Source organism: Cupriavidus lacunae (assembly GCF_003353055.1).
GTDB lineage: Bacteria > Pseudomonadota > Gammaproteobacteria > Burkholderiales > Burkholderiaceae > Cupriavidus > Cupriavidus lacunae.
Genome location: NZ_QKWJ01000030.1, coordinates 63280 through 82438, shown reverse-complemented (window position 1 = coordinate 82438; position 19159 = coordinate 63280). Strand labels below are relative to the sequence as shown.

General features: G+C 67.1%; 17 protein-coding genes and 2 riboswitches. Of the genes, 9 read left to right on the top strand and 8 right to left on the bottom strand.

Translation table 11 applies throughout. The features are described 5' to 3' along the window. Positions 1-259: 259 nt before the first annotated feature. Positions 260-1528 carry a D-amino acid dehydrogenase gene (locus tag DN412_RS22585; protein ID WP_115213616.1) on the bottom strand — a complete coding sequence of 423 codons (1269 nt, stop codon included), beginning with the start codon at positions 1526-1528 and terminating at the stop codon, positions 260-262. Positions 1529-1584: 56 nt separating this feature from the next. Next, positions 1585-1703, bottom strand: a riboswitch (glycine riboswitch). After that, positions 1704-1802, bottom strand: a riboswitch (glycine riboswitch). A gap of 207 nt (positions 1803-2009) precedes the next feature. Between DN412_RS22585 and DN412_RS22580 the strand changes: the two genes are divergently transcribed. The 3 genes from DN412_RS22580 to DN412_RS22570 are packed head-to-tail and all read left to right on the top strand — an operon-like array spanning position 2010 to position 6032. After that, positions 2010-4286 carry a TonB-dependent receptor gene (locus tag DN412_RS22580; RefSeq protein WP_115213615.1) on the top strand — a complete coding sequence of 759 codons (2277 nt, stop codon included), beginning with the start codon at positions 2010-2012 and terminating at the stop codon, positions 4284-4286. 25 nt (positions 4287-4311) lie between these two features. Then, entirely contained in the window at positions 4312-5532 is a 1221-nt protein-coding gene (locus DN412_RS22575; protein WP_115213624.1) for a sialidase family protein, read from the top strand. After that, entirely contained in the window at positions 5529-6032 is a 504-nt protein-coding gene (locus DN412_RS22570) for a TlpA family protein disulfide reductase (protein WP_115213614.1), read from the top strand. Before DN412_RS22575 ends, DN412_RS22570 begins: the two co-directional genes overlap by 4 nt. Positions 6033-6069: 37 nt before the next feature. On the opposite strand, the gene DN412_RS22565 is transcribed toward DN412_RS22570, so the two are convergent. The 3 genes from DN412_RS22565 to DN412_RS22555 are packed head-to-tail and all read right to left on the bottom strand — an operon-like array spanning position 6070 to position 8876. Then, positions 6070-7059 carry a Bug family tripartite tricarboxylate transporter substrate binding protein gene (locus tag DN412_RS22565; protein WP_078199366.1) on the bottom strand — a complete coding sequence of 330 codons (990 nt, stop codon included), beginning with the start codon at positions 7057-7059 and terminating at the stop codon, positions 6070-6072. 60 nt (positions 7060-7119) lie between these two features. Further along, on the bottom strand, positions 7120-8100 hold the full coding sequence (locus tag DN412_RS22560) for a tripartite tricarboxylate transporter substrate binding protein (RefSeq protein WP_115213613.1): 981 nt from the start codon (positions 8098-8100) through the stop codon (positions 7120-7122). A gap of 26 nt (positions 8101-8126) precedes the next feature. Next, a complete protein-coding gene (locus DN412_RS22555; protein WP_115213612.1) occupies positions 8127-8876 on the bottom strand; it encodes a GntR family transcriptional regulator in 750 nt (249 codons plus the stop codon). Positions 8877-8995: 119 nt separating this feature from the next. Here DN412_RS22555 and DN412_RS22550 point away from each other — a divergent pair, with 119 nt between their 5' ends. After that, positions 8996-9850 carry an amidohydrolase family protein gene (locus DN412_RS22550; RefSeq protein WP_115213611.1) on the top strand — a complete coding sequence of 285 codons (855 nt, stop codon included), beginning with the start codon at positions 8996-8998 and terminating at the stop codon, positions 9848-9850. Between the two features lie 85 nt (positions 9851-9935). Here the strand turns inward: DN412_RS22550 and DN412_RS22545 are convergent, their stop codons facing one another. The 4 genes from DN412_RS22545 to DN412_RS22530 are packed head-to-tail and all read right to left on the bottom strand — an operon-like array spanning position 9936 to position 15144. Continuing rightward, positions 9936-10619, bottom strand: coding sequence for a DUF2894 domain-containing protein (locus DN412_RS22545; RefSeq protein WP_115213610.1), 684 nt, complete (start codon positions 10617-10619; stop codon positions 9936-9938). Continuing rightward, positions 10612-11259, bottom strand: coding sequence for an OmpA family protein (locus tag DN412_RS22540; protein WP_115213609.1), 648 nt, complete (start codon positions 11257-11259; stop codon positions 10612-10614). The genes DN412_RS22545 and DN412_RS22540 overlap by 8 nt, the downstream gene beginning before the upstream one ends. Beyond that, positions 11256-14393: a DUF802 domain-containing protein gene (locus DN412_RS22535; protein ID WP_115213608.1), complete on the bottom strand. Its 3138-nt coding sequence runs from the start codon at positions 14391-14393 to the stop codon at positions 11256-11258. Before DN412_RS22535 ends, DN412_RS22540 begins: the two co-directional genes overlap by 4 nt. Positions 14394-14403: 10 nt before the next feature. After that, the gene (locus DN412_RS22530; RefSeq protein WP_115213607.1) at positions 14404-15144 is read right to left on the bottom strand and encodes a DUF3348 domain-containing protein; all 741 of its coding nucleotides are present in this window, start codon (positions 15142-15144) and stop codon (positions 14404-14406) included. Between the two features lie 135 nt (positions 15145-15279). Here DN412_RS22530 and DN412_RS22525 point away from each other — a divergent pair, with 135 nt between their 5' ends. The 5 genes from DN412_RS22525 (at position 15280) to DN412_RS22505 (ending at position 19102) form a co-directional block, all read left to right on the top strand. Beyond that, positions 15280-15516 carry a type II toxin-antitoxin system Phd/YefM family antitoxin gene (locus DN412_RS22525; protein WP_115213606.1) on the top strand — a complete coding sequence of 79 codons (237 nt, stop codon included), beginning with the start codon at positions 15280-15282 and terminating at the stop codon, positions 15514-15516. Beyond that, on the top strand, positions 15516-15893 hold the full coding sequence (locus tag DN412_RS22520; protein ID WP_115213605.1) for a type II toxin-antitoxin system VapC family toxin: 378 nt from the start codon (positions 15516-15518) through the stop codon (positions 15891-15893). The genes DN412_RS22525 and DN412_RS22520 overlap by 1 nt, the downstream gene beginning before the upstream one ends. A gap of 136 nt (positions 15894-16029) precedes the next feature. After that, positions 16030-16941: a LysR family transcriptional regulator gene (locus tag DN412_RS22515; protein WP_115213623.1), complete on the top strand. Its 912-nt coding sequence runs from the start codon at positions 16030-16032 to the stop codon at positions 16939-16941. A 161-nt stretch (positions 16942-17102) separates the two neighbouring features. Then, the gene (locus DN412_RS22510; protein WP_115213604.1) at positions 17103-17771 is read left to right on the top strand and encodes a DUF4286 family protein; all 669 of its coding nucleotides are present in this window, start codon (positions 17103-17105) and stop codon (positions 17769-17771) included. 5 nt (positions 17772-17776) lie between these two features. After that, complete coding sequence (locus DN412_RS22505; protein ID WP_425267438.1) at positions 17777-19102, top strand: MFS transporter; 1326 nt, start codon at positions 17777-17779, stop codon at positions 19100-19102. The last annotated feature ends 57 nt before the right edge of the window (positions 19103-19159 follow it).

Below are 19159 nucleotides of genomic sequence, written 5' to 3'. Positions count from 1 at the left end.
GAATCGCCTCCAGCGTCTGATGGTCAAATGTACGTCCGTCTCGTTTCATACACGATCCGACCGGCACGGGCATCGCAAAGTTCCCCAATTTGTCGACTTACTTATCGACTGGTGAGTAAACGTTGCTGGACAAGGCAGTGCGGGGAGAGGGCAGGCGCCTGGCAAGCATCGCGACGCTTCACTTCGAGGAGACGCCCGCCCTCACCCCCGCCCCTCTCCCATAAATGGGAGAGGGGAGAAAACATCTGCAAGTTCAGGCTCAGGCCTTGGCCAATGCCAGCGACGCACCCGGCGCGACCGCCACCTTTGCGCCGAGATGCCGGTCGACCACCCCTGCCACCATATCCGCCGTCACCGCTGACAAGGTCCACCCCAGGTGCCCGTGGCCGGTGTTGTAGAAGATGCAGGCCGCACGCCCGCGCCCCACGCGCGGCAGCATGTCCGGCATCATCGGCCGCAGCCCGGCCCAGGGCACAACGCTGCGCGTGCTGACGCCGGGGAAGCATTGCTGCACCCATTCCACCAGCGGGCGGATGCGGTCGGCGCGGATATCGCGGTTGTAGCCATTGAACTCGGCAGTGCCGGCCACGCGGAAGCGGTCGTCGCCCAGGCGGCTGGTGACCAGCTTGGTTTCGTCATCGAGCAGGCTGACTACTGGTGCGGCGGCGCGGCTGGCCTCGTCGGTCAGGTTGACCGTGATCGAGTAGCCCTTGACCGGATAGATGTTGACGCGGTCGCCCAGCCCCGCGGCCAGCGCGCGGCTGGCGGTGCCGGCGCAGATCACGGCGCCGTCGAAGGTGGAGCTGGCCGTGTCCGCGCCGTCCTGCACGGTCACGGTGGCGCGCCGGCCGTCGGTCTTCACCGCGCGCACGTCCTGGCCGTAGAGGCAGCGCACGCCCAGGCGGGCAATCGCCGCCGCCAGGCCGCTGGTGAACTTGTGGATGTCGCCGGTGGAGTCGCTCTCGGTGAAATACCCGCCGTAGTACGAGCCGGCCAGCGTCGGCTCGATCGCGCGCATTTCCCCTGGCGTCACGGCGCGCCGCTCCAGCCCGCCCTGTGCCAGCAGCGCCGAGACCCGGCCGGCATGCTCGAAGCCGGACTTGTCGCGGTAGATATGGAGGATGCCTTCCTGCTTCAGGTCGAAGTCGATGCCTTCCTGCGCCGCCCAGTCGAACAGGTGCTCGCGCGCGGCGATGGCCAGGCGCGCGGTCTCGATAGTGTTGCGGCGGTAGTGGGGGATCGCAGCCATGAACTCGGCGAACCACGACAGCTTGTGCCAGCTCGGCCGGGGATTGACCTGCAGCGGGGCGTCGTTGCGCAGCATCCACTTCATGCCCTTGACGATGGTGGACCAGTGGGTCCAGACCTCGGCGTTGGAGGCCGACAACTGGCCGCCATTGGCGAACGAGGTCTCCATGGCGGCATAGCGGTGGCGTTCGAACAGCGTGACGGCGAATCCGCGCCTGGCGAGCGCGTAGGCCGTGGTGACACCCGTGATGCCACCGCCGATGACAGCGATTGATTTCATGATCTGCAGGTTCCAGGAACGTCGATGGTGGGAGCCCGGACGCAATATGCGTGGCGGACGCCCCCTCTGTTCTGGACCTGAGAGATTCACGGCACCCGGCCGCGAGGGCGGGGTGCGCTTGCTCCTTCGGTATACCGGCGGACGATAGCGTCCGGCATTCTTCAGAGTGCACTGACTGGTGATGCCGGTCCTTTTGCCTGAGAGTTTCCGGGGCGGTTGCTCCTTCGGCGCTGTCCACGGCGGGCGCCGCGACAGTCTCTCCCTGCATCACATTGGCTTGCCGCCAATCCGGGCAATGTAGTGACAAGGCTGCGCATTGGATATACGGGTTAACGCGGATGCGGCCCCGCTGACCGCGTCGCTATGTCGCATCGGCGTGCGCCTTCATGCCCCATAAAATGTCAGCGCTTGCTCTCAGGGAGAAGCGCCGCATGCTGCGCACAGGTGGGACGAGCCAACGAAGACAACAAGAAGGTTTCGCGTGAAGAAGAATCGTATTGCCCTGGCCGTCTCGGCGGTGCTGATGGGCCCCGCCGTTGCCGCCGCGCAGGCGGTTGACGCGCCCGAGCCGCTGCAGGAGGTGGTGGTTTCGGCCAAGTCGGACCGTGGCGAAACGCCGGCCGTGCCGCCCAACACGCCCTCGCCAGCCTATGGCATCAGCAGCGCCCGCATGGCCGATTTCAATGTGGTCAATACGGAAGACGCCCTCAAATACGCGCCCAACCTCGCCGTACGCAAGCGCTTTATCGGCGATATGAACTCGATCATCTCGGTGCGCAGCACCAGTTCGCGCCAGTCGGCGCGGGGGCTGGTCTATGCCGACGGCCTGCTGCTGTCCAACCTGCTGGGCTCTGACTTCAGCTTCCCGCCGCGCTGGTCGCTGGTCAATGCCGCCGAGATCGAGCGGATGGACGTGCTGTACGGCCCGTATTCGGCGCTGTATCCCGGCAACTCGCTCGGCGCGACGGTGCTGATCACCACGCGCACGCCGCAGAAGTTTGAAGGCGACGCCAGCGTGCAGCTGTTCACGCAGCGCTTCAGCCTGTACGGCACGCACGACAACTTCAACGGGGTCCACGCCAACGCGTATGTGGGCGACCGCGTCGGCCCGTTCTCGTGGCTGGTCAGCGTGGACCGGCAGGACAGCAAGAGCCAGCCGCTGAGCTTCTATACCGCGTCCCGCTCGACCCGGCCCGCGGGCGCAACAGACAGGCCGGTCACCGGCGCCTACTTCGACCAGGACCAGACCGGCCGCGACCGCGTGGTGATGGGTGTGAACAGCGAGGGCGTCACGCACACGGTGCAGGACCAGCTCAAGCTCAAGCTCGGCTACGACATCACCAATACACTGCAGGCGCAGTTCACTGCCGCTTACTGGCAGCAGGACCGCTCCAGCGCCACCGGCAGCTACCTGCGCGATGCCAATGGCAACGTGGTGTCGAGCGGTCCCGTGAATATCGGCGGCTACCAGTATGTGATTCCCGCCAACGCCTTCGCCCCGAGCAACGGCGAAGACGCGCGCTGGCTCTACGGCATGTCGCTGCGCACGCGCAACGAGACCGGCTGGAATTTCTCGGGCGTGGCGTCGCTGTTCGATGTCAGCAAGGACATCAGCCGCAGCGCCAACACCGCCGGCAACGGGCCGGGCACCGTGACCTATGGCGACGGCACCGGCTGGCGCACGCTCGACCTGAAGGCCGACTATCGCCCGCAGCAACTGCAGGGCGGGCACTGGGTCACGTTCGGCTACCACTATGACAACTACCGGCTGACCAACACCACCTACAACACCTCGGACTGGCAGGCGGCCACCATCACCGCGTTCAACAATGCCTTTGCCGGCAAGACCGAGACCCAGGCGCTCTATGCGCAGGATGCCTGGTACTTCGCCGAGGACTGGAAGCTGATCCCCGGCGTGCGCTACGAACACTGGCGCGCCTATGACGGCAGCCGCAGCCAGCCCGGCGTGGATATCGGCTACCCGGTGCGCAGCGAATCCAACTGGTCGCCCAAGCTGGCGCTGGAGAAGGCGTTCGGGCAGGACTGGCTGGGCCGGCTGTCGCTGGGCCAGGCCTATCGCTACCCGACCGTCAGCGAGCTGTTCCAGGGCCGCATCACCGGGACCTCGCTGATCAACAACGATCCCAACCTGCGGCCGGAGCGATCGTTCTCGAAGGACCTGACGTTCGAGCGCACGGTGGATTCGTCGTACTTCCGGGTCTCGCTGTATGAGGACGATATCCGCGATGCCCTGGTCAGCCAGACCAACACCACGGTATTCCCGACCGTCACCAGCTTCCAGAACGTGGACCGCGTGCGTACCCGCGGCATCGAACTGGCCTATGACGCGCGCGATGTCCTGGTCAGCGGCTTCGACCTGTCGGCCAGCGGTGCCTACAACCACTCGAAGACGCTGGAGAACGCCAATAACCCGGCCTCGGTGGGCAAGTATTTCTACCGCATCCCCAAGTGGCGCGCCAACCTGGTGGGCACCTATCGCATCACGCCGGCGTGGGCGGGCACCCTGGCCATGACCTATTCGGGGCGGCAGTACAATACGCTCGATAATTCCGACACCAATCCCGACACCTTCGGCGGCACCAGCAGCTTCCTGACATTTGACGTCAAGGTGACGTACAAGCCCGCCAAGAATGTGCGCCTCGGGCTTGGCATCGACAACCTTACCGACCAGCGCTACTTCGTCTACCACCCGTATCCGGGCCGGACGTTCTACGCCGAGGCGAAACTTTCCTTCTGAGCACGTGAACAGGCTGACCACAACCATGCAAGGCGTTCGCCCCGGTTTCCGTTTGATCGTTGCCGGCCTGATGGCCTGCGCCGCGCTGGCCGCGACCGCGCAAACGCACGGCGACCACGCCGGCCACGGCGGCCAGGCCAAGGCCGCGAAGATGAGCGAACTGGGCACCGGCGCGGCCTTCGACCGCGACGGCAAGTTGTGGATTGCCTACAAGGACGGCCCTTACGTCGCGGTACGTGCATCGACTGACTACGGCCGCAGCTTCGGGCCGGCGCAGCATGTCAACAGCACGCCGGAGCAGGTCGCGGCCGATCACGAAAGCCGGCCCAAGGTGGCCGCGGGGCGCGACGGCGAGATCTACGTCACCTGGACCCAGCCGCTGCCCAAGCCCTGGACGGGCTTCATCCGCTTTGCGCGTTCGACCGATGGCGGCAAGTCCTTTGCCGAACCGCTCACGGTGCATGCCAACCGCGACCAGATCGCGCACCGCTTTGACGCCATCGCGGTGGACAACGCCGGGCGCGTCTTTGTCAGCTGGATCGACAAGCGCGACGTGGTTGCCGCCGAGGCGCGCAAGCAGGCGTATGCCGGTGCCGCGATCTACTACGCGGTCTCGGCCGACCACGGCAAGACCTTCCAGGGCGACTACAAGATCGCCGACCAGTCGTGCGAATGCTGCCGCATCGCCCTGGCGCCCACGCCCGACGGCAAGATGCTGGCGCTGTGGCGCCATGTGTTCCCGCCCAATGCGCGCGACCACGCGCTGGCGCTGCTGGGCACCGACGGCAAGGCCACGCCGATGCAGCGCGCCACCTTTGACGACTGGCGTATCGATGCCTGTCCGCACCACGGCCCCGGCGCTTCGGTGGCGCCCGATGGCACGGTGCACATGGTCTGGTTCAACGTGCGTGAAGGCAAGCCCACGGTTTCGGTCGGGCGCTGGAAGGACGGCAAGCTGCAGGCACAGCGCCCGCTGGATGACCCGCGCGCGCAGCATGCCGATATCGTCGCGCTGGACGACAACGAGATCGCAGTGACCTGGAAATCGTTTGACGGCCAGCAGACCCGCCTGTGGACGATGCAGTCGGGCGATGGCGGCAAGACGTGGCAGACACGCAAGCTGGCCGGCACGGAGCGCGACTCGGACCAACCGCACCTGCTGCAGCACGCCGGCCGAGCCTACGTGTTGTGGCGGACTGAGGCAGAGGGCTTCCAGGTCTTCGCGCTGGGGCAGGAGGGCGCATGATGCTATCCCGCCGCAAACTGCTCGCCGCTGCCACCCTGACGCTGGCGCTCGCCACCGCCAATGCCGGCAGTCAACCGGCCGACCGCGTCGCCGTGTTCGAATCGGCCAATGCCACCCAACTGGCCGCCAGCCAGAAGGGCAAGCCCTTTGTGCTGGTGGTCTGGTCGCTTGACTGCGTCTATTGCAAGCGCAACTTCGACGCCATCGGCAAGCTGCGCGCGCAGCGTCCGGACCTGCGCGTGGTCACGCTGTCGATGGACAGCGCCGACGCCTTGCCGCAGGTGCAGCAACTGCTCCAGCGCGTCAGGCTCACGCGCAACGCGTGGTTGTTCGGGCAAGAGCCGCAGGAGCGGCTGCGCTATGCGGTCGATCCGGACTGGATGGGCGAGATGCCGCGCACCTACTTCTATCGTGCCGACGGCCAGCGGCAGGGCGTGTCCGGCGTGATCAGCGACGCGGACTGGAACAAGCACCTGCGCTGGGCCGGGATCGCCAGCTGACGCCGGACCGGGGCGATCCGGCCCGGCGGCTGTCCGCTTAGTCTGGCTTGATCCCCGCCCGCGCAATGATCGGCTTCCAGCGCTGCTGCTCCTGCGCGATAAAGCGCGCGAACTCCGCCGGCGTGTCGCCCACCACGATCGCCGCATCCGCGCTCAGGCGCTCGACCGACGACTTGCTCTTCACCGCTTTCACGGTGGCGTCCGCCAGCTTGTCGGTGGCCGCCTGGGGCAGCGATGCCGGCGCCAGCAGGCCATACCACTGCGTCATCTCGAAGCCGGGATAGCCTTGTTCGGCAACCGTCGGCACGTCAGGCAACTGGGGAATGCGCTGGGTTGTGCCGGTGGCGATGCAGCGCAACTTGCCGGCCTTGATGAACTGGATGATCGCGGGCGCGCCGACGGCTGCCGCATCCAGCCGCCCCGACAGCAGGTCGGTGATCTGCGGGCCGCTGCCGCGATACGGCACATGGGTGATGAAGGTGCCGGTTGCGGCCTTCAGGTATTCAAAGGCCAGGTGGCCGGCGCTGCCGTTGCCGGCCGAACCGTAGTTCAGCTTGCCGGGCTTGCTCTTGGCCAGCGCCACAAACTCCTTCAGGTTCTTCGCGGGCACGTCCGGGTGGACCACGTACAGGCTCGGCACCTTGGACAGCAGCGAGATCGGGCGGAAGTCCTTGTTGGGGTCGTAGGGCAGCTTCGGGAAGATATAGGGATTGACCGCCAGCGTGCCGATATGGCCGAGGATCAGCGTGTGGTTGTCATCGGCGCGCGCGACTTCGCCCATGGCGATATTGCCGGCGGCACCGGGCTTGTTCTCGACGAACACGGAAACGCCAAGCAGCTTGGTCAGCTCCGCCGCGGTGGAGCGTGCCACGATCTCCGAGCTGCCGCCCGGCGCGAACGGCACCACCAGGCGGATCGGCTTGGCCGGCCAGGCCTGGGCGCGGGCCAGCGTGGGTGCCAGCGCGCAGGCGCCCAGTGCGGCGGAGGCCTTGAGCAGGTGGCGGCGAAGGGGATTGGTCGGGGTCATGCATTTCTCCTTAGGATTCTGTAGCTGGCCCGTGGCGGGCAGGGGCGGTGCCGGCAGGGGCTATTCGGGCTTGATGTTGCCGTCCCGGATGACCTTGGCCCATAGCCGGGTCTGCCCGTCGATGAATTGCCGTGCCTGCGCGGGCGGTGCCGCCACGACCTCGCCGCCCAGCTCGACCACGCGTTGCTTGATCTCGGGGCTGGTCATGACCTTCTGCAGCGCGTCAGCGAGCTTCGTGGCAATCGGGTCAGGCGTTGCGGCGGGCAGGAAGGCCGCGTTCCACTCATAGACCTCGTAGCTCGCCACGCCGGCTTCCTGCATGGTGGGCACGGCCGGCAATGCCCGGGTGCGGGCATGGCTGGTCACCGCCAGCGGCTTGAGCTTGCCGGCCTTGATGTGCTGCAGGCTCGATGCCACGTTGGCAAAGAACAGCGGCACCTGGCCGGCGATGACATCGGTCATGGCCGGGCCGCCGCCCTTGTAGGGCACGTGCAGAAGATCGACTCCCGCGCGCTGCTCGAACAGCACGCCGGCCAGATGCTGCGCCGAGCCGTTGCCCGAGGAGGCAAAGGCGACCGAGCCCGGCTTCTGCCTGGCCATGGCCACGACGTCGCTGACCTTGCTGGCGGGAAAGCTCGCCGTGGCCACCAGCACATTGGGGTAGCGCGCCAGCACGCTGACCGGCCGGAAGGCCTTGTCCGGATCGTAGGGCAGGCGTGTATAGAGGCTGGGATTCACCGCATAGGACGAGGCATCGACCATCATCGTGTAGCCGTCCGGCGCGGCCTTGGCGACATAGGCGGCACCGATCTGCCCACCGGCACCCGGGCGGTTCTCGACGATGACGGTCTGGCCCAGCTCGCGCCCGAGACCCGGGGCGATCAGCCGTGCCATCAGGTCCGCTCCGCCGCCCGGCGGATAGGTCACCACGATCGTGATGGGACGTGCCGGCCAGGCCGCGGCGGTGTCGGCGGCCTGCGCCAGCGTGGTGATGGCGATCATGGCAACCATCGTGGTGGCGATCGCATGGCGTGCGTGCATGGGTCTGTCTCCTCGGGCGCGGTCCGTCAGCGGACGTCCGCGGTATAGCGAAAGGCAAAGGCGTCGCCGCGCGTCAGCCGGTATTCGATGCAGCTGCCGCCCAGGTCGAAGGCGTGCCGGGTCACGACCGCGCACGGATGCGCGTCGGGCAAGTCCAGCAACGATGCCTCGTCTGCTGCCAGCGTGCGGAAGGTCACTTCGTCAACGGCGCGATGGACCGTGATGCCGCAGGCGCTGCCCAGCAGCGGGTAGAGCAGGTCGCCCCATTGCGCCGGCGGGAGTTGCTGCAGGGCTTCGCAGCGCGGCAGCGGCAGCCAGATCGCTTCCAGCAGCCGGGGCGTGTCTTCCAGCCAGCGGCGGCGCGAGATCGCCAGCCCGCGCGCGCCCGTCGGCAGGCCGAAACGGGTGGCCATGGCCTTGTCCAGGCGCACGGCGCGGCACGACAGGATTTCCGAGCGTGGTACCGCCGGCGCGTCATCGGCACGGCCGAAGCGGAAAAACCGCATCAGGCTGGCCCCGGTGAGTCCCTTGCGCACGAACGTGCCCTTGCCCTGGACGCGTTCCAGCAGGCCCTGCTGGACCAGCACGGCGATGGCCTGGCGGATGGTACCCAGCGCAATGCCGAACTCCTTTGCCAGCGCGCCTTCCGCAGGGATGGCGCTGCCCGGCGCCCACGCGCCGGAAACGATCTTTGCCTGCAGTTCCGCCGCGATCTGGCCGTAGCGGCTCAGGCCCGCGGCGGCGGTGGTGATCTGGAGCAGCGCGTTGTCTGGCATGCCGAACCCGTGCTAAATTGATGTCGATGTCATCTAGAGGACTAGAATACTGACGTGGACACGGATGCCATATCCGTATATACCCGCGAGAATGAGCCGTGCCACTAGGGGGCTGACTGATGAGCAAGTGCGCTTTACCGCTGGTGGATACCCACTTCCACGTCTTCGATGCCGGAGCGGCCACGCCATCGGCCCGCTACCGGCCGCCATACGCCGCCGACCTGAAGGACTGGCATGCCCGGCTTGCGGAACTGGGAGACCCATATGGGGTGGTGGTGCAGACCAGCTTTCTCGGCACCGACAATACGGCGCTGCTGGCCGCGCTGCAGGCCATGCCGGGGCGCTTGCGCGGCGTCGCGGTGGTCGACCCGGCGGTGGCGGACCAGGAACTGGCCACACTGCACGCCGCCGGCGTGCGGGGCATCCGCCTGAACCTGTACGGCGATCCGGACTGGCAGCGCATCGCCACGGCGCCCTGGCGCGGGCTGTTCTACAGGATCGCCGGGCTGGGCTGGCATGTCGAACTCCATACCAACAATGGCGACGGCGGCATGGTGCTGGCGCAGCTTGACGCGGCGCTTGGCGATGCCGGGGCGCCGGTCGTGCTTGACCACTTTGGCCGGCCTGGCACCGCGCGAACCGCAGATGCGGTCTTCGACGTCGCCTCTGCCGTACGCGCGCGCCGCCAGGTCTGGGTGAAGATCAGCGCGCCATACCGCCTTGCATCACCGCAGGACTGGCCCAGTCTTGCGCAGAGATGGCGCGAAGTCGTGGGCGATGACCGATTGCTGTGGGGCAGCGACTGGCCATGGACCAATCATGAGGCGCCGGCTCGGGTGGATGAGTGCCGGATGCTCGCGACATGGCCGCTGCGATCATCGCCGGATCGAGGCGCGAAGGACGGCGGCAAGCTGACCGATGCGCTTCGCTGGCAAAACGCGGCGGCGTTGTACGGGTTTGTCGTGAAGGCGTAGAAGGGGGATTTGCCCGGTCGGCGTCAAGCCAGCGCCGGCAGGGCCGGACTCCCCCCTGCAGGCCGATTCTCACCCGGCCATGCCATTATCGACGCGGCTTGCCGCGAACGCTCTTCTTCGCGGCGGCGGCGCGGGCCGCTTCCTTCTCGGCCGCTGCCGCTGCGCCCAGCTGTTCCAGCCAGGACATGCCCTCGACATAGGACAGGAAATGCCGCAGGTATTCCGGCGACGTGTCGCGCATCAGCGACAACGAACGATGCACGAGATGGTCGGTATTGAGCGGCCCGGCATTCTCCGGCACGCGTTCCAGCGACAGGCGGAAGTGCTGCTCGACGCTGACCCGGGCCCAGGTCTCGCGGAAGTAGTCGGCCAGGGCGTCGACCAGCGGCGCGTCGGGCTGGGTTGCGTGCGCCGGTGCCGGCGCGCTGGATCGGGCATCGTTCGATGCGACCGTGATCGCGGGCCTGGCGCGCGCGGTGATGTCGTGGACCAGTGCGCCAAGCGCGCTGGATATTGGCATGGACGGCGCGGCACCCTTGGCAACATCACTATCCTGGCCTGTGTGCTGCTGCACGATGGCTGCATAGGCGGCAACCAGAGCACGCAGGCGCTCATCCAGCAAGCGCTGCACCGTGCCACTGTGACTGGCGGAACGGCGGGCCAGCGCTTCCATCAAGCGGAAGCGCACGGGATCGGCCTGGTCGGCGCCGCTGGCCCGCCAGGCGTCCAGTTGCGCGCGCATATCGGCTGCCGCGTCGAGGCTAGCCATGCGCCTTCACCGTGCCCGTGGTTACGCGCGGCACCGGCGAGATTTCCACGCGCCGGTTCTTCGCGCGGCCCTCGGCATCGGCATTGGGCGTCACGGGCTGCTGCGAACCGAAGGCGGCCGAGAACACCGACGAGGGCGGGATGCCTGCATCGATCAGCGTGCGGGTCACGGTCAGTGCGCGCTGCGCCGACAGTTCCCAGTTGTCGGCAAAGCGCCGGTTGCGCTCGCGCACCTGCTGGTCGTCGGTAAAACCGCTGACCATCAGGATCTCGTCGCGGCTGCGCAGGTAGGCCGACAGCGGCTGGGCCAGGCTCTTGAGCAGGTCGCGGCCTTCGGGCTGCAACTGGTCGGAATTGAGCGCAAACAGCACGCTGCCGCTGATGCCGATGCGCCCGTTCACCAGCGTCACGCGGCCCGCCGCGAGCGGTCCCGCCAGCGCCTTTTCCAGCGTCTCGCGGCGCTGGGCTTCCTCTTGGCGCTGCTTGACCTCGGCTTCCAGCCTGGCCGACAGTTCCATCTGCACGCCGATGACCCCCAGCACGATCAGCACGAACGCGCCCAGCAGCACCGACATCAGGTCGCCAAAGACCGCCCACGCGGGAACGGTCGGCTCAACACCGGCGTCGAATTCCTCTCTCATGCCGCCTCTGCGCTGGACGCTTGCTGGCCGGCGCGCTGCTGCAGGTCTTCCAGGATCTGCTTCTGCGACAGCATGCTCAGGTCGACGACTTCACGCGCCTGCGCCACATAGTAGGCCAGTTGCTCGTCGCTGCGCGTCATCGACTTGTCCAGCGCGGCCTCGATGCGCTGCAGGTGGTCGATCAGCTTGCCGTTGGATTCGCTGAAGAGCTGCACCGCCACGCCGAAGGCTTCGCCCAGGCTGGCCACCTCGACCGCGCTGCCGGTGACCTGCGCGGCGACATCGGTGAGCTTGCCGGTCTCGGACTCGACCTTGTCGGTGAAGCGGGTGCCGACGCGCTCGAGCAGGTCGGCCGTGGTGGCGACCAGCGTGTCGACCGCGATGCGCTGCTCGGTGGAGGCGTGGTTCACGGCGTCAAGCAGCGTGCCCAGCGTTTCCATCATGCGGCTGCGCTCTTCCAGCATGGCGTGGTCGCGCGCCATGCCGTCGGTGAGCTTCTCGCGCAGTTCCGCGATGACCTCGGCGGCGGCCCTGGGCGCTTCGGACGCGGCCTGCATCAGGCGGGCGACTTCGGCGACGGTGCCGGTGGCCTGGGTCTGGGCCTGGGCGGCCATGTCGCGCGCGGTGACGGCCAGTGTCTCGCAGATCTCCTGCTGGCGGCTGGCGGTGTGCGCGCTGGCCTGTTCCCATTCCTGGCGCAGCGAGGCGGCCATGGTGCGGAGTGTTTCGGTCCACGCAGCCATGCGTTGCGCGTCCTGCGATGCCAGTTCCGCCTGCAGCGCGGTGGCAGCCCTGGGCGCCTCGGCCGCAGCCTGCACCAGGCGGTCGATTTCGGCGAGGGTGGTGCTGGTGTGCGCCTGCGTCTCGGTCGAGATCGCGCGCGCGGTCTGCGCCAGCGCCTCGCAGATTTCCTGCTGGCGGGTGGCGGCGTGCGTGCTGGAATGTTCCCACTGCTGGCGCAGCGTGGCGGCGACGGTGCCGAGCGTTTCGGTCCAGCTCGCAAAGCGCTGTTCGTCGCGCGAAGCCAGTTCCGCCTGCAGTGCAACGGCCGCCTTCGGGGCATCCGATGCTGCCTGCACCAGGCGGTCGATCTCCGCAAGGGTGCGGCTGGCATGCGCCTGCGTCTGGGCCGAGATATCGCGCACGCTCTGCGCGAGCGTCGTGCTGATCTCGTCCTGGCGGATGACCGTGTGAGCGTTCAGTTGCTCCCACTCCTGGCGCAGGGCTGCGGTCATGCTGCCGAGCGTATCGGTCCAGGTGGCAAAGCGCTGTTCATCGCGAGAAGCCAGTTCCGCCTGCAGCGCGACGGCAGCCTTCGGCGCGTCCGATGCGGCTTGCACCAGACGGTCGATCTCCGCGAGGGTCTGGCTGGCATGCGCCTGGGTCTGGGCCGAGATGTCGCGCACGCTCTGCGCCAGCGTCGTGCTGATCTCGTCCTGGCGGCTGACCGTGTGAGCGTTCAGTTGCTCCCACTCCTGGCGCAACGCTGCGGTCATGCCGCCGAGCGTATCGGCCCAGGCGGCAAAGCGCTGTTCGTCGCGCGAAGCCAGTTCCGCCTGCAGCGCGACGGCAGCCTTCGGCGCGTCCGATGCGGCTTGCACCAGACGGTCGATCTCCGCGAGGGTCTGGGTGGCATGTGCCTGGGTCTGGGCCGAGATATCGCGCACGCTCTGTGCGAGCGTGGTGCTGATCTCGTCCTGGCGGCTGACCGTGTGGGCGTTCAGTTGCTCCAATTCCTGGCGCAACCCGGCCGTCATGGTGCCGAGCGTATCGGCCCAGGCCGACAGGCGCTGCGCGTCGTGCGCGGCCAGCTGCGTCCGCAGGCCGGCATGCGACTCGCCCAAGGTGCGCACCAGCGCCGCCGCCTGTTCGCCGAACGCGGCGGTGGCGGCCGCCAGTGCCTGCTGGTTGTCGCTGGCGAGCTTCTCGCCCGCGCGCTCTTGCCGGGACAGCGCATCGCGCCAGGCGTCGGCAGCGCCGGCTGCCACGGCGTCGAGGCGGGTGGCGACACCGTCCAGCAGCCCGGCCGAGCGTTGTTCGAAGGTCTGGCTAAAGCCGTCCAGGGCGGTGCGCAGGTTCTCGGCCAGTGCCTCGCTCGTGCGTTGATGCCCGGCCAGCGCCTGGTTCCAGGTATCGGCAACACCTGCGGTGGCGGTCTCGAAACGGCCCGATACCCCATCCAGATGCTGTTGCACCGCCTGCGTCACGGTGTCGCGCAAGGCTGTGGTTTCGCGCGCCAGGCCTGCCATGGTCGCGTCCACGGCAGGCTGGATCGCGGCGCTCGCGGCGCGGGCGCTGTCGGCAATGCTGTCCTTCAGCGATTGCGCCACCGACGACGCCAGGCGGGTATAGACCACTTCGGTCTTGCCGTGGAAGGCGTCCTGGCTCGCAGCCAGGCGCTCGGTCAGCGCTTCGTTCTGATGCGCCATGGTGCGCATCATGGCTTGCATCTGCTCGACCAGCGCCGGCATCACGTCGGCCTGGCGCTGCAGCAGCCGGAAGGCTTCGTCGCGCTGGTGGCCACGGGAGTAGGGGCGCAGCGTGGTGGCGATGCGGGCGTCGAGCGCCTGCGCGGCCTGGATCCGCTCGCGCCGGCACAGCGCGGACAGCAGCCCCAGCATGGCCGACGTGGCCACGCCCGCGACCGAGGTGCCGAAGGCAAAGCCCAGCCCCTTGACCGGCGCCGCCAGCGAGGCGCGGATGGCCTGCAGGTCGGTGGCGCCTTCCAGCGCGATGCCCGTGCCACGCAGGGTGGCCACCATGCCCAGGAACGTGCCCAGCATGCCCAGCAGCACCAGCAGACCGACCAGGTAGGGCGTGAGAGCAGGGCCGGGCAGCCCGACGCGCTCGCCTTCGACGCGCAGGCGCGCGCTGTCGCGCAGGCTCGGATGCAGCCGTTCCAGCCAGCCGCCAAGGCTGGCCGGCGCTTCGGACAGGCCGGCGAGCGCCTGTGCCAGCGTTGCCGTGGCCTGGCGATAGCGGTACAGCTCGAACGCGCCCGCCACGTAGAAGCCGCCGATCAGCAAAGTGACGATGAGCGCGAGGAAATTGGTGGCGGCATAGCCCGCGCCAATCCAGCACACGACCGCCAGGCCCGCCAGGAAAGCAACAATATGGGTGAGGTATCGGTTCATGATGTCCTGGTTAGCTGTCTTGCAGCGCCGCCAGCAGGCCTTCAACGGGCTGCCAGCGGATGTCGAGTTCGGCGAGCAATACGCTCTGCATATCTTTGCGGAACACCCCCAGCCACGCGCCGCGGCGGACCGCAGCGGGTTGCCCCGCGGCCTGGGCCTCGGCCAGCGCCGCCGCTTCAGTCTGGCGCAGGCGCTGGAAATGCGGCTCCAGCATGGTCGGCACCGCGCCCAGCAGGGCCTGCTCGCGCGCACCCAGCACGCGTTCCATCACCGCATCGACCATGGCCAGCTTGGCCACGCCGGGCGCACGGGCCGACAGCGCGGCACGCAGGCGCGCGCGCAGGGTGCCGATCGCGGTTTCCATGGTCTGTTGCAGCGTGAGATAACGCTGGCGATAGACCGCGTAGTCGACCTGCGCATCGACGGGGTCAGGCAGCGCAGACGGCCGGGAGGGCCCGCGCCGCCTGCTGGCAAGCGTGGTGTCTTCCACGATGGCAGCGGCCAGCGTGGCGCGCACGCGCGCGCATTCCTGCGCCTCGGTGCCGCCGGCGGCACCTGATGCGGGTGGCATAGCCGGCGCATTGGCCTTCAGCGCCGACGACAGCGCGATCGCGTCCGCCCAGCCAAGCCATTGGCTTAGCTGGCTGGAGAGCGAGCTTGCAGGAGAGGGGGCGTCGGCGTCGGTCAGGCGAGCCAGCAGGCGGACCAGGGTCGGGCCGCTGAAGCCTGTGCGCCGGGGCACTTGTAACATTCCGCCGGATTTGAAAAATCCAGCAGTTTACACGGGCCGGAGGGGCGAAGTCAGGAATCGGGAAGTATTACGAGATGTAGTAGACCCCAGAAGGACTCAGTGGACTAATATGGGCTTAGTCCACCAGGAGCAAAAATGCGGACGGTCAATATCCATGAGGCGAAGACCCATTTTTCGCGTTTGGTCGATGCCGCAGCCAGCGGCGAGGAAATCGTGATTGCCAAGGCAGGCAAACCGGCCGCGCGACTGGTGCCGATGGAACGGGCCAGGGTGGTGCGTCGGTTTGGTGGCCTGAAAGGCAAGGTGCGCATCGCCGAAGACTTCGATGCGCCGCTGCCCGATGACGTGATCGCCGCATTCGAGGGTCGGTGATGCGCCTGCTTCTCGATACGCACGTTTACCTTTGGTCTGTCACGGACGACCGCAAGCTGACCACAGCGGCCCGCAAGCTGATACTTGACGCCGACGATGTGTTCGTCAGCAGCGCGAGTATTTGGGAGGCGTCGATCAAGGCCGGGCTTGGCAAGCTCGACGTCGATGTGAACCTCCTGGTGTCCGAGATTGAAGCGAGCGGCTTTTCGGAATTGCCGGTGCGGGCGGTCCACGCGGCGATGGTGCGCGACCTGCCGGATATTCACTGTGATCCGTTCGACCGGCTCCTGGTCGCACAGGCTCTTTCGGAGCCACTACGTTTGCTGACTTCGGACGGTCATTTGTCGAAGTACACCGATCTGGTCATCACTGTGTAAGAGCCTCGAATTCCAACAGCCTGCCAGAAGTCCATATACGGGCATACAGGTACAATCCTCGGAAAATTGACACACAAATACGAGGGGACGACATCATGAATGGTGTGGCTTCAGGCCGCCTTGCGCCGGGGTGCCCTTGAATACACGATTCATCGAGGCCTTTATGTGGGTAGCGCGGCTTGGCAGTTTCCGCGCAGCGGCCGACCATCTGCACATCACGCAGGCTGCCATGTCAAACCGCATCGCCTCGCTCGAGCAGGAGATCGGCGCGCGCGTCTTTGAACGCGAGGCCCGCGACCTGCGCCTGACGCCGGTTGGCCTGCGCTTGCTCGGCTACGGCGAGCGGATGCTCGAGCTGCAGCGCGAGATCATGGTGCTGGGCCGCTCGGACCAGCAGCTGCTCGGGCTGGTGCGCATCGGCGCGATCGAGACCGTGGTCCATACCTGGCTGGTCGACTTCCTGCGCCACCTGAGCTCGACCTATCCCGGCATCGAGGTGCAGATCACCTCCGAGACGACCGAAGGGCTGCACAACAGCTTGCGCGCCGGCGCAATCGATATCGCGCTGCAGACCGACACTGCCGTCGGCGAAGGCATTGCCAGCATGCCCTGCCTGCCGATGGCGATGGGCTGGGTTGGCCCGCCGGGCGAAGCGCAGCCGGGTGAAGGCCTGCTGGCCGGGCTGCTCCAGCATCCGACCATCACGATGAGCCGGGGCTCGCAGCCCCACGTTGCGCTCAAGGAGCTGTATCGCAAGGCCGGACTGCCGGTAGGCAAGGTGCATTGCGTGAGCTCGATCGCCGCCATTGTCAGGCTGGTCAAGGGCGGGTTCGGCAATGCCCTGATGCCGCTGGCACCGGTGCGCGAGCAGGTCGAGCGCGGCGAATTGCGCCTGCTTGCCTGCGATGTTCCGCTGCCACCGCAGCGTGTCGTGGTCAGCTATCACGACCATGGCGTTTCCGAGGCCATCCGCTTTGTTGCCGAACTGGCCTGCCGCGAATCGGATCAGTTCGTCCGGTCGCTGCCTGCACCGTATTCGGGTGCCTAGAAAGGCCGTTGCGCCACCCCGGTGCAGTTTCCCGGCCGTATCCACAAGAAAAACTGATCGGAAGGACCAACAATTTCCCGTTTGTCCTGACTCGCTGCTGCAACGATCATCGACTCATCAGCCACGCCCGGCGATCACCCCGTCAGAGGAGATAGAGTTTGATGAGCAATCTTGCGGCCATTCCCCCACATGGCTTGTTGTTCGTCGCGTCCGATGTGGATGCGGCCGATGAAGCCGATTTCAACCTCTGGTACGACCGCGAACACATAGAGGAGCGTGCGCGCGTTCCAGGCTTTATCTCGGCCGCGCGCTACCAGGCAGTGCACGGTGGCCCGAAGTACCTTGGCCTCTATCGCACCGAATCGCTGGCTGCGTTCACCTCGGCCGCCTACAAGCAGGCCTTCCGGCACCAGACCCCATGGTCAGTCACCAACCTTGGACGCATGCGCAAGCCGATGCGCCGCGTGTGCTCGGTCGATGCTTCGGTGGGACAAGGTAGCGGCAGCTGGCTCGCGGTCCTTCCACTGCCGCGCGCCGACGATGCCGTGTCCCTCATCGATCGCGCCGGCAAGGTCGGAGATGAACTCTCGCTGCGCGCAGGGTTCGTCCGCTCCTATCTTCTCGTCCCCGACGACGAGCTCAGTCAACCTTTGCCCAATGAGAGCCTCGAAGGCCGCGAACTGCTGCCCTTGTTCGTCGTGGAGAGCAGTGACGAACAGGCAAGCGAGCTTGCGCTGGGCATCGCGGCGCAGGGCCTGCACGCCAATCCCGCAGGTGCGACGCGCTACATCCTCAAGTGGAAACTCTACGCAAAGGAACTGACGTCATGAGCGAAATGATTTCTCCGGTAGCCGACGTCGGCGCTGCAGCCGGCGCGCGCGATGCCAGCGCCAACGCGAAGATGCGCCGCCTGGCCGCGGCCAGCTCGATCGGGACCACGCTGGAGTGGTATGACTTCACCGTCTACAACCTGATGGCGGCGCTGGTCTTCAACGTCATCTTCTTTCCGTCGTTCGATCCGCTCACCGGCACGATCCTGGCGTTCTCCACGTATGCCGTCGGCTATGTGTCCCGACCGCTCGGGGGCATGGTGTTCGGCCATCTTGGCGACAAGCTCGGCCGCCGCTTCGTCCTGGTGACCACGCTGATCCTGATGGGCGTGGCCACCGGTGCGATGGGCATGCTGCCGACCTATGCGTCGTGGGGCATCTGGAGCCCGCTGCTGCTGGTGGCGCTGCGCTTTGTACAGGGCGCCGCCATCGGCGGCGAGTGGGCCGGCGCGGTGCTGCTGGCGATGGAGCACGGCAGGCAGGACCAGCGCGGGCGCAACGCGTCCTTTACGCAGGTGGGCCCGTCGGCCGGCACGCTGCTGGGCACTGGCTTTATTGCCCTGGTCTCGCTGTTCCTGAGCCCAGAGGACTTCCTGGCCTGGGGCTGGCGCATCCCGTTCGTTTCGAGCGTGGCGCTGGTGATCTTCGGCTTGTGGCTGCGGCGTGGCGTGGATGAGACGCCGGCATTCAAGGAAATGGCTGCCCACAATGCCCAGGCCAAGACTCCGCTCAAGGAAGTGTTCGTATCGCACTGGCGGCGTCTGCTGGTGGCCGGCGGCGTGCGGATCGGCTCGGACGTGCTCTATGCCCTGGTCGTGGTATTTACGCTGACCTATGTCACCAGCGTGCTGCACCTGTCGCGTCCGCTGGCACTGACCGCGACGATGTTGGGCGCGGCCGGCAATGCGCTGACGGTGCCGCTGTTCGGTGCGCTGTCTGACAAGCTCGGCCGCCGGCCGGTCTACCTGACCGGCGCACTGCTGGGAATCGTCTGGGCGTTCGCGTTCTTCGTGTTGATGGACAGCAGCCAGCCGTGGCAGATCTGTGTGGCCGTTGTGCTGGGTCTGCAGATCCATGCTGTCATGTACGGCCCGCAGGCAGCGTTCGTGACCGAGCAGTTCCCGACGCGGGTGCGCTATGCAGGCTCGTCACTGGCCTACACCCTGGCAGGCATCCTGGGTGGCGGCTTCGCTTCGCTCATCATCACGAGCCTGTACAGGGCCTATGGCACGACCGGCGCGGTGTCGCTCTACGTCTGCGTGGCGTTGGGCGTGACGCTGGTTGCGCTGCTGGCTGCCCGCGAGACGGCTCACAAGCCGCTTGAGCACTAGAACAGGCGTGGCCCGCCGGTCTCGGACGGGCCGGGCCTGCCGGCTGCATTCCGCTTG

Bases quoted from the DNA above. Each gene is read 5' to 3' on its own strand.
- DN412_RS22585 (WP_115213616.1), bottom strand. From the start codon at position 1,528: ATGAAATCAATCGCTGTCATCGGCGGTGGCATCACGGGTGTCACCACG.
- DN412_RS22575 (WP_115213624.1), top strand. From the start codon at position 4,312: ATGCAAGGCGTTCGCCCCGGTTTCCGTTTGATCGTTGCCGGCCTGATG.
- DN412_RS22570 (WP_115213614.1), top strand. From the start codon at position 5,529: ATGATGCTATCCCGCCGCAAACTGCTCGCCGCTGCCACCCTGACGCTG.
- DN412_RS22565 (WP_078199366.1), bottom strand. From the start codon at position 7,059: ATGACCCCGACCAATCCCCTTCGCCGCCACCTGCTCAAGGCCTCCGCC.
- DN412_RS22560 (WP_115213613.1), bottom strand. From the start codon at position 8,100: ATGCACGCACGCCATGCGATCGCCACCACGATGGTTGCCATGATCGCC.
- DN412_RS22555 (WP_115213612.1), bottom strand. From the start codon at position 8,876: ATGCCAGACAACGCGCTGCTCCAGATCACCACCGCCGCCGCGGGCCTG.
- DN412_RS22550 (WP_115213611.1), top strand. From the start codon at position 8,996: ATGAGCAAGTGCGCTTTACCGCTGGTGGATACCCACTTCCACGTCTTC.
- DN412_RS22545 (WP_115213610.1), bottom strand. From the start codon at position 10,619: ATGGCTAGCCTCGACGCGGCAGCCGATATGCGCGCGCAACTGGACGCC.
- DN412_RS22540 (WP_115213609.1), bottom strand. From the start codon at position 11,259: ATGAGAGAGGAATTCGACGCCGGTGTTGAGCCGACCGTTCCCGCGTGG.
- DN412_RS22535 (WP_115213608.1), bottom strand. From the start codon at position 14,393: ATGAACCGATACCTCACCCATATTGTTGCTTTCCTGGCGGGCCTGGCG.
- DN412_RS22530 (WP_115213607.1), bottom strand. From the start codon at position 15,144: ATGTTACAAGTGCCCCGGCGCACAGGCTTCAGCGGCCCGACCCTGGTC.
- DN412_RS22525 (WP_115213606.1), top strand. From the start codon at position 15,280: ATGCGGACGGTCAATATCCATGAGGCGAAGACCCATTTTTCGCGTTTG.
- DN412_RS22520 (WP_115213605.1), top strand. From the start codon at position 15,516: ATGCGCCTGCTTCTCGATACGCACGTTTACCTTTGGTCTGTCACGGAC.
- DN412_RS22510 (WP_115213604.1), top strand. From the start codon at position 17,103: ATGAGCAATCTTGCGGCCATTCCCCCACATGGCTTGTTGTTCGTCGCG.
- DN412_RS22505 (WP_425267438.1), top strand. From the start codon at position 17,777: ATGATTTCTCCGGTAGCCGACGTCGGCGCTGCAGCCGGCGCGCGCGAT.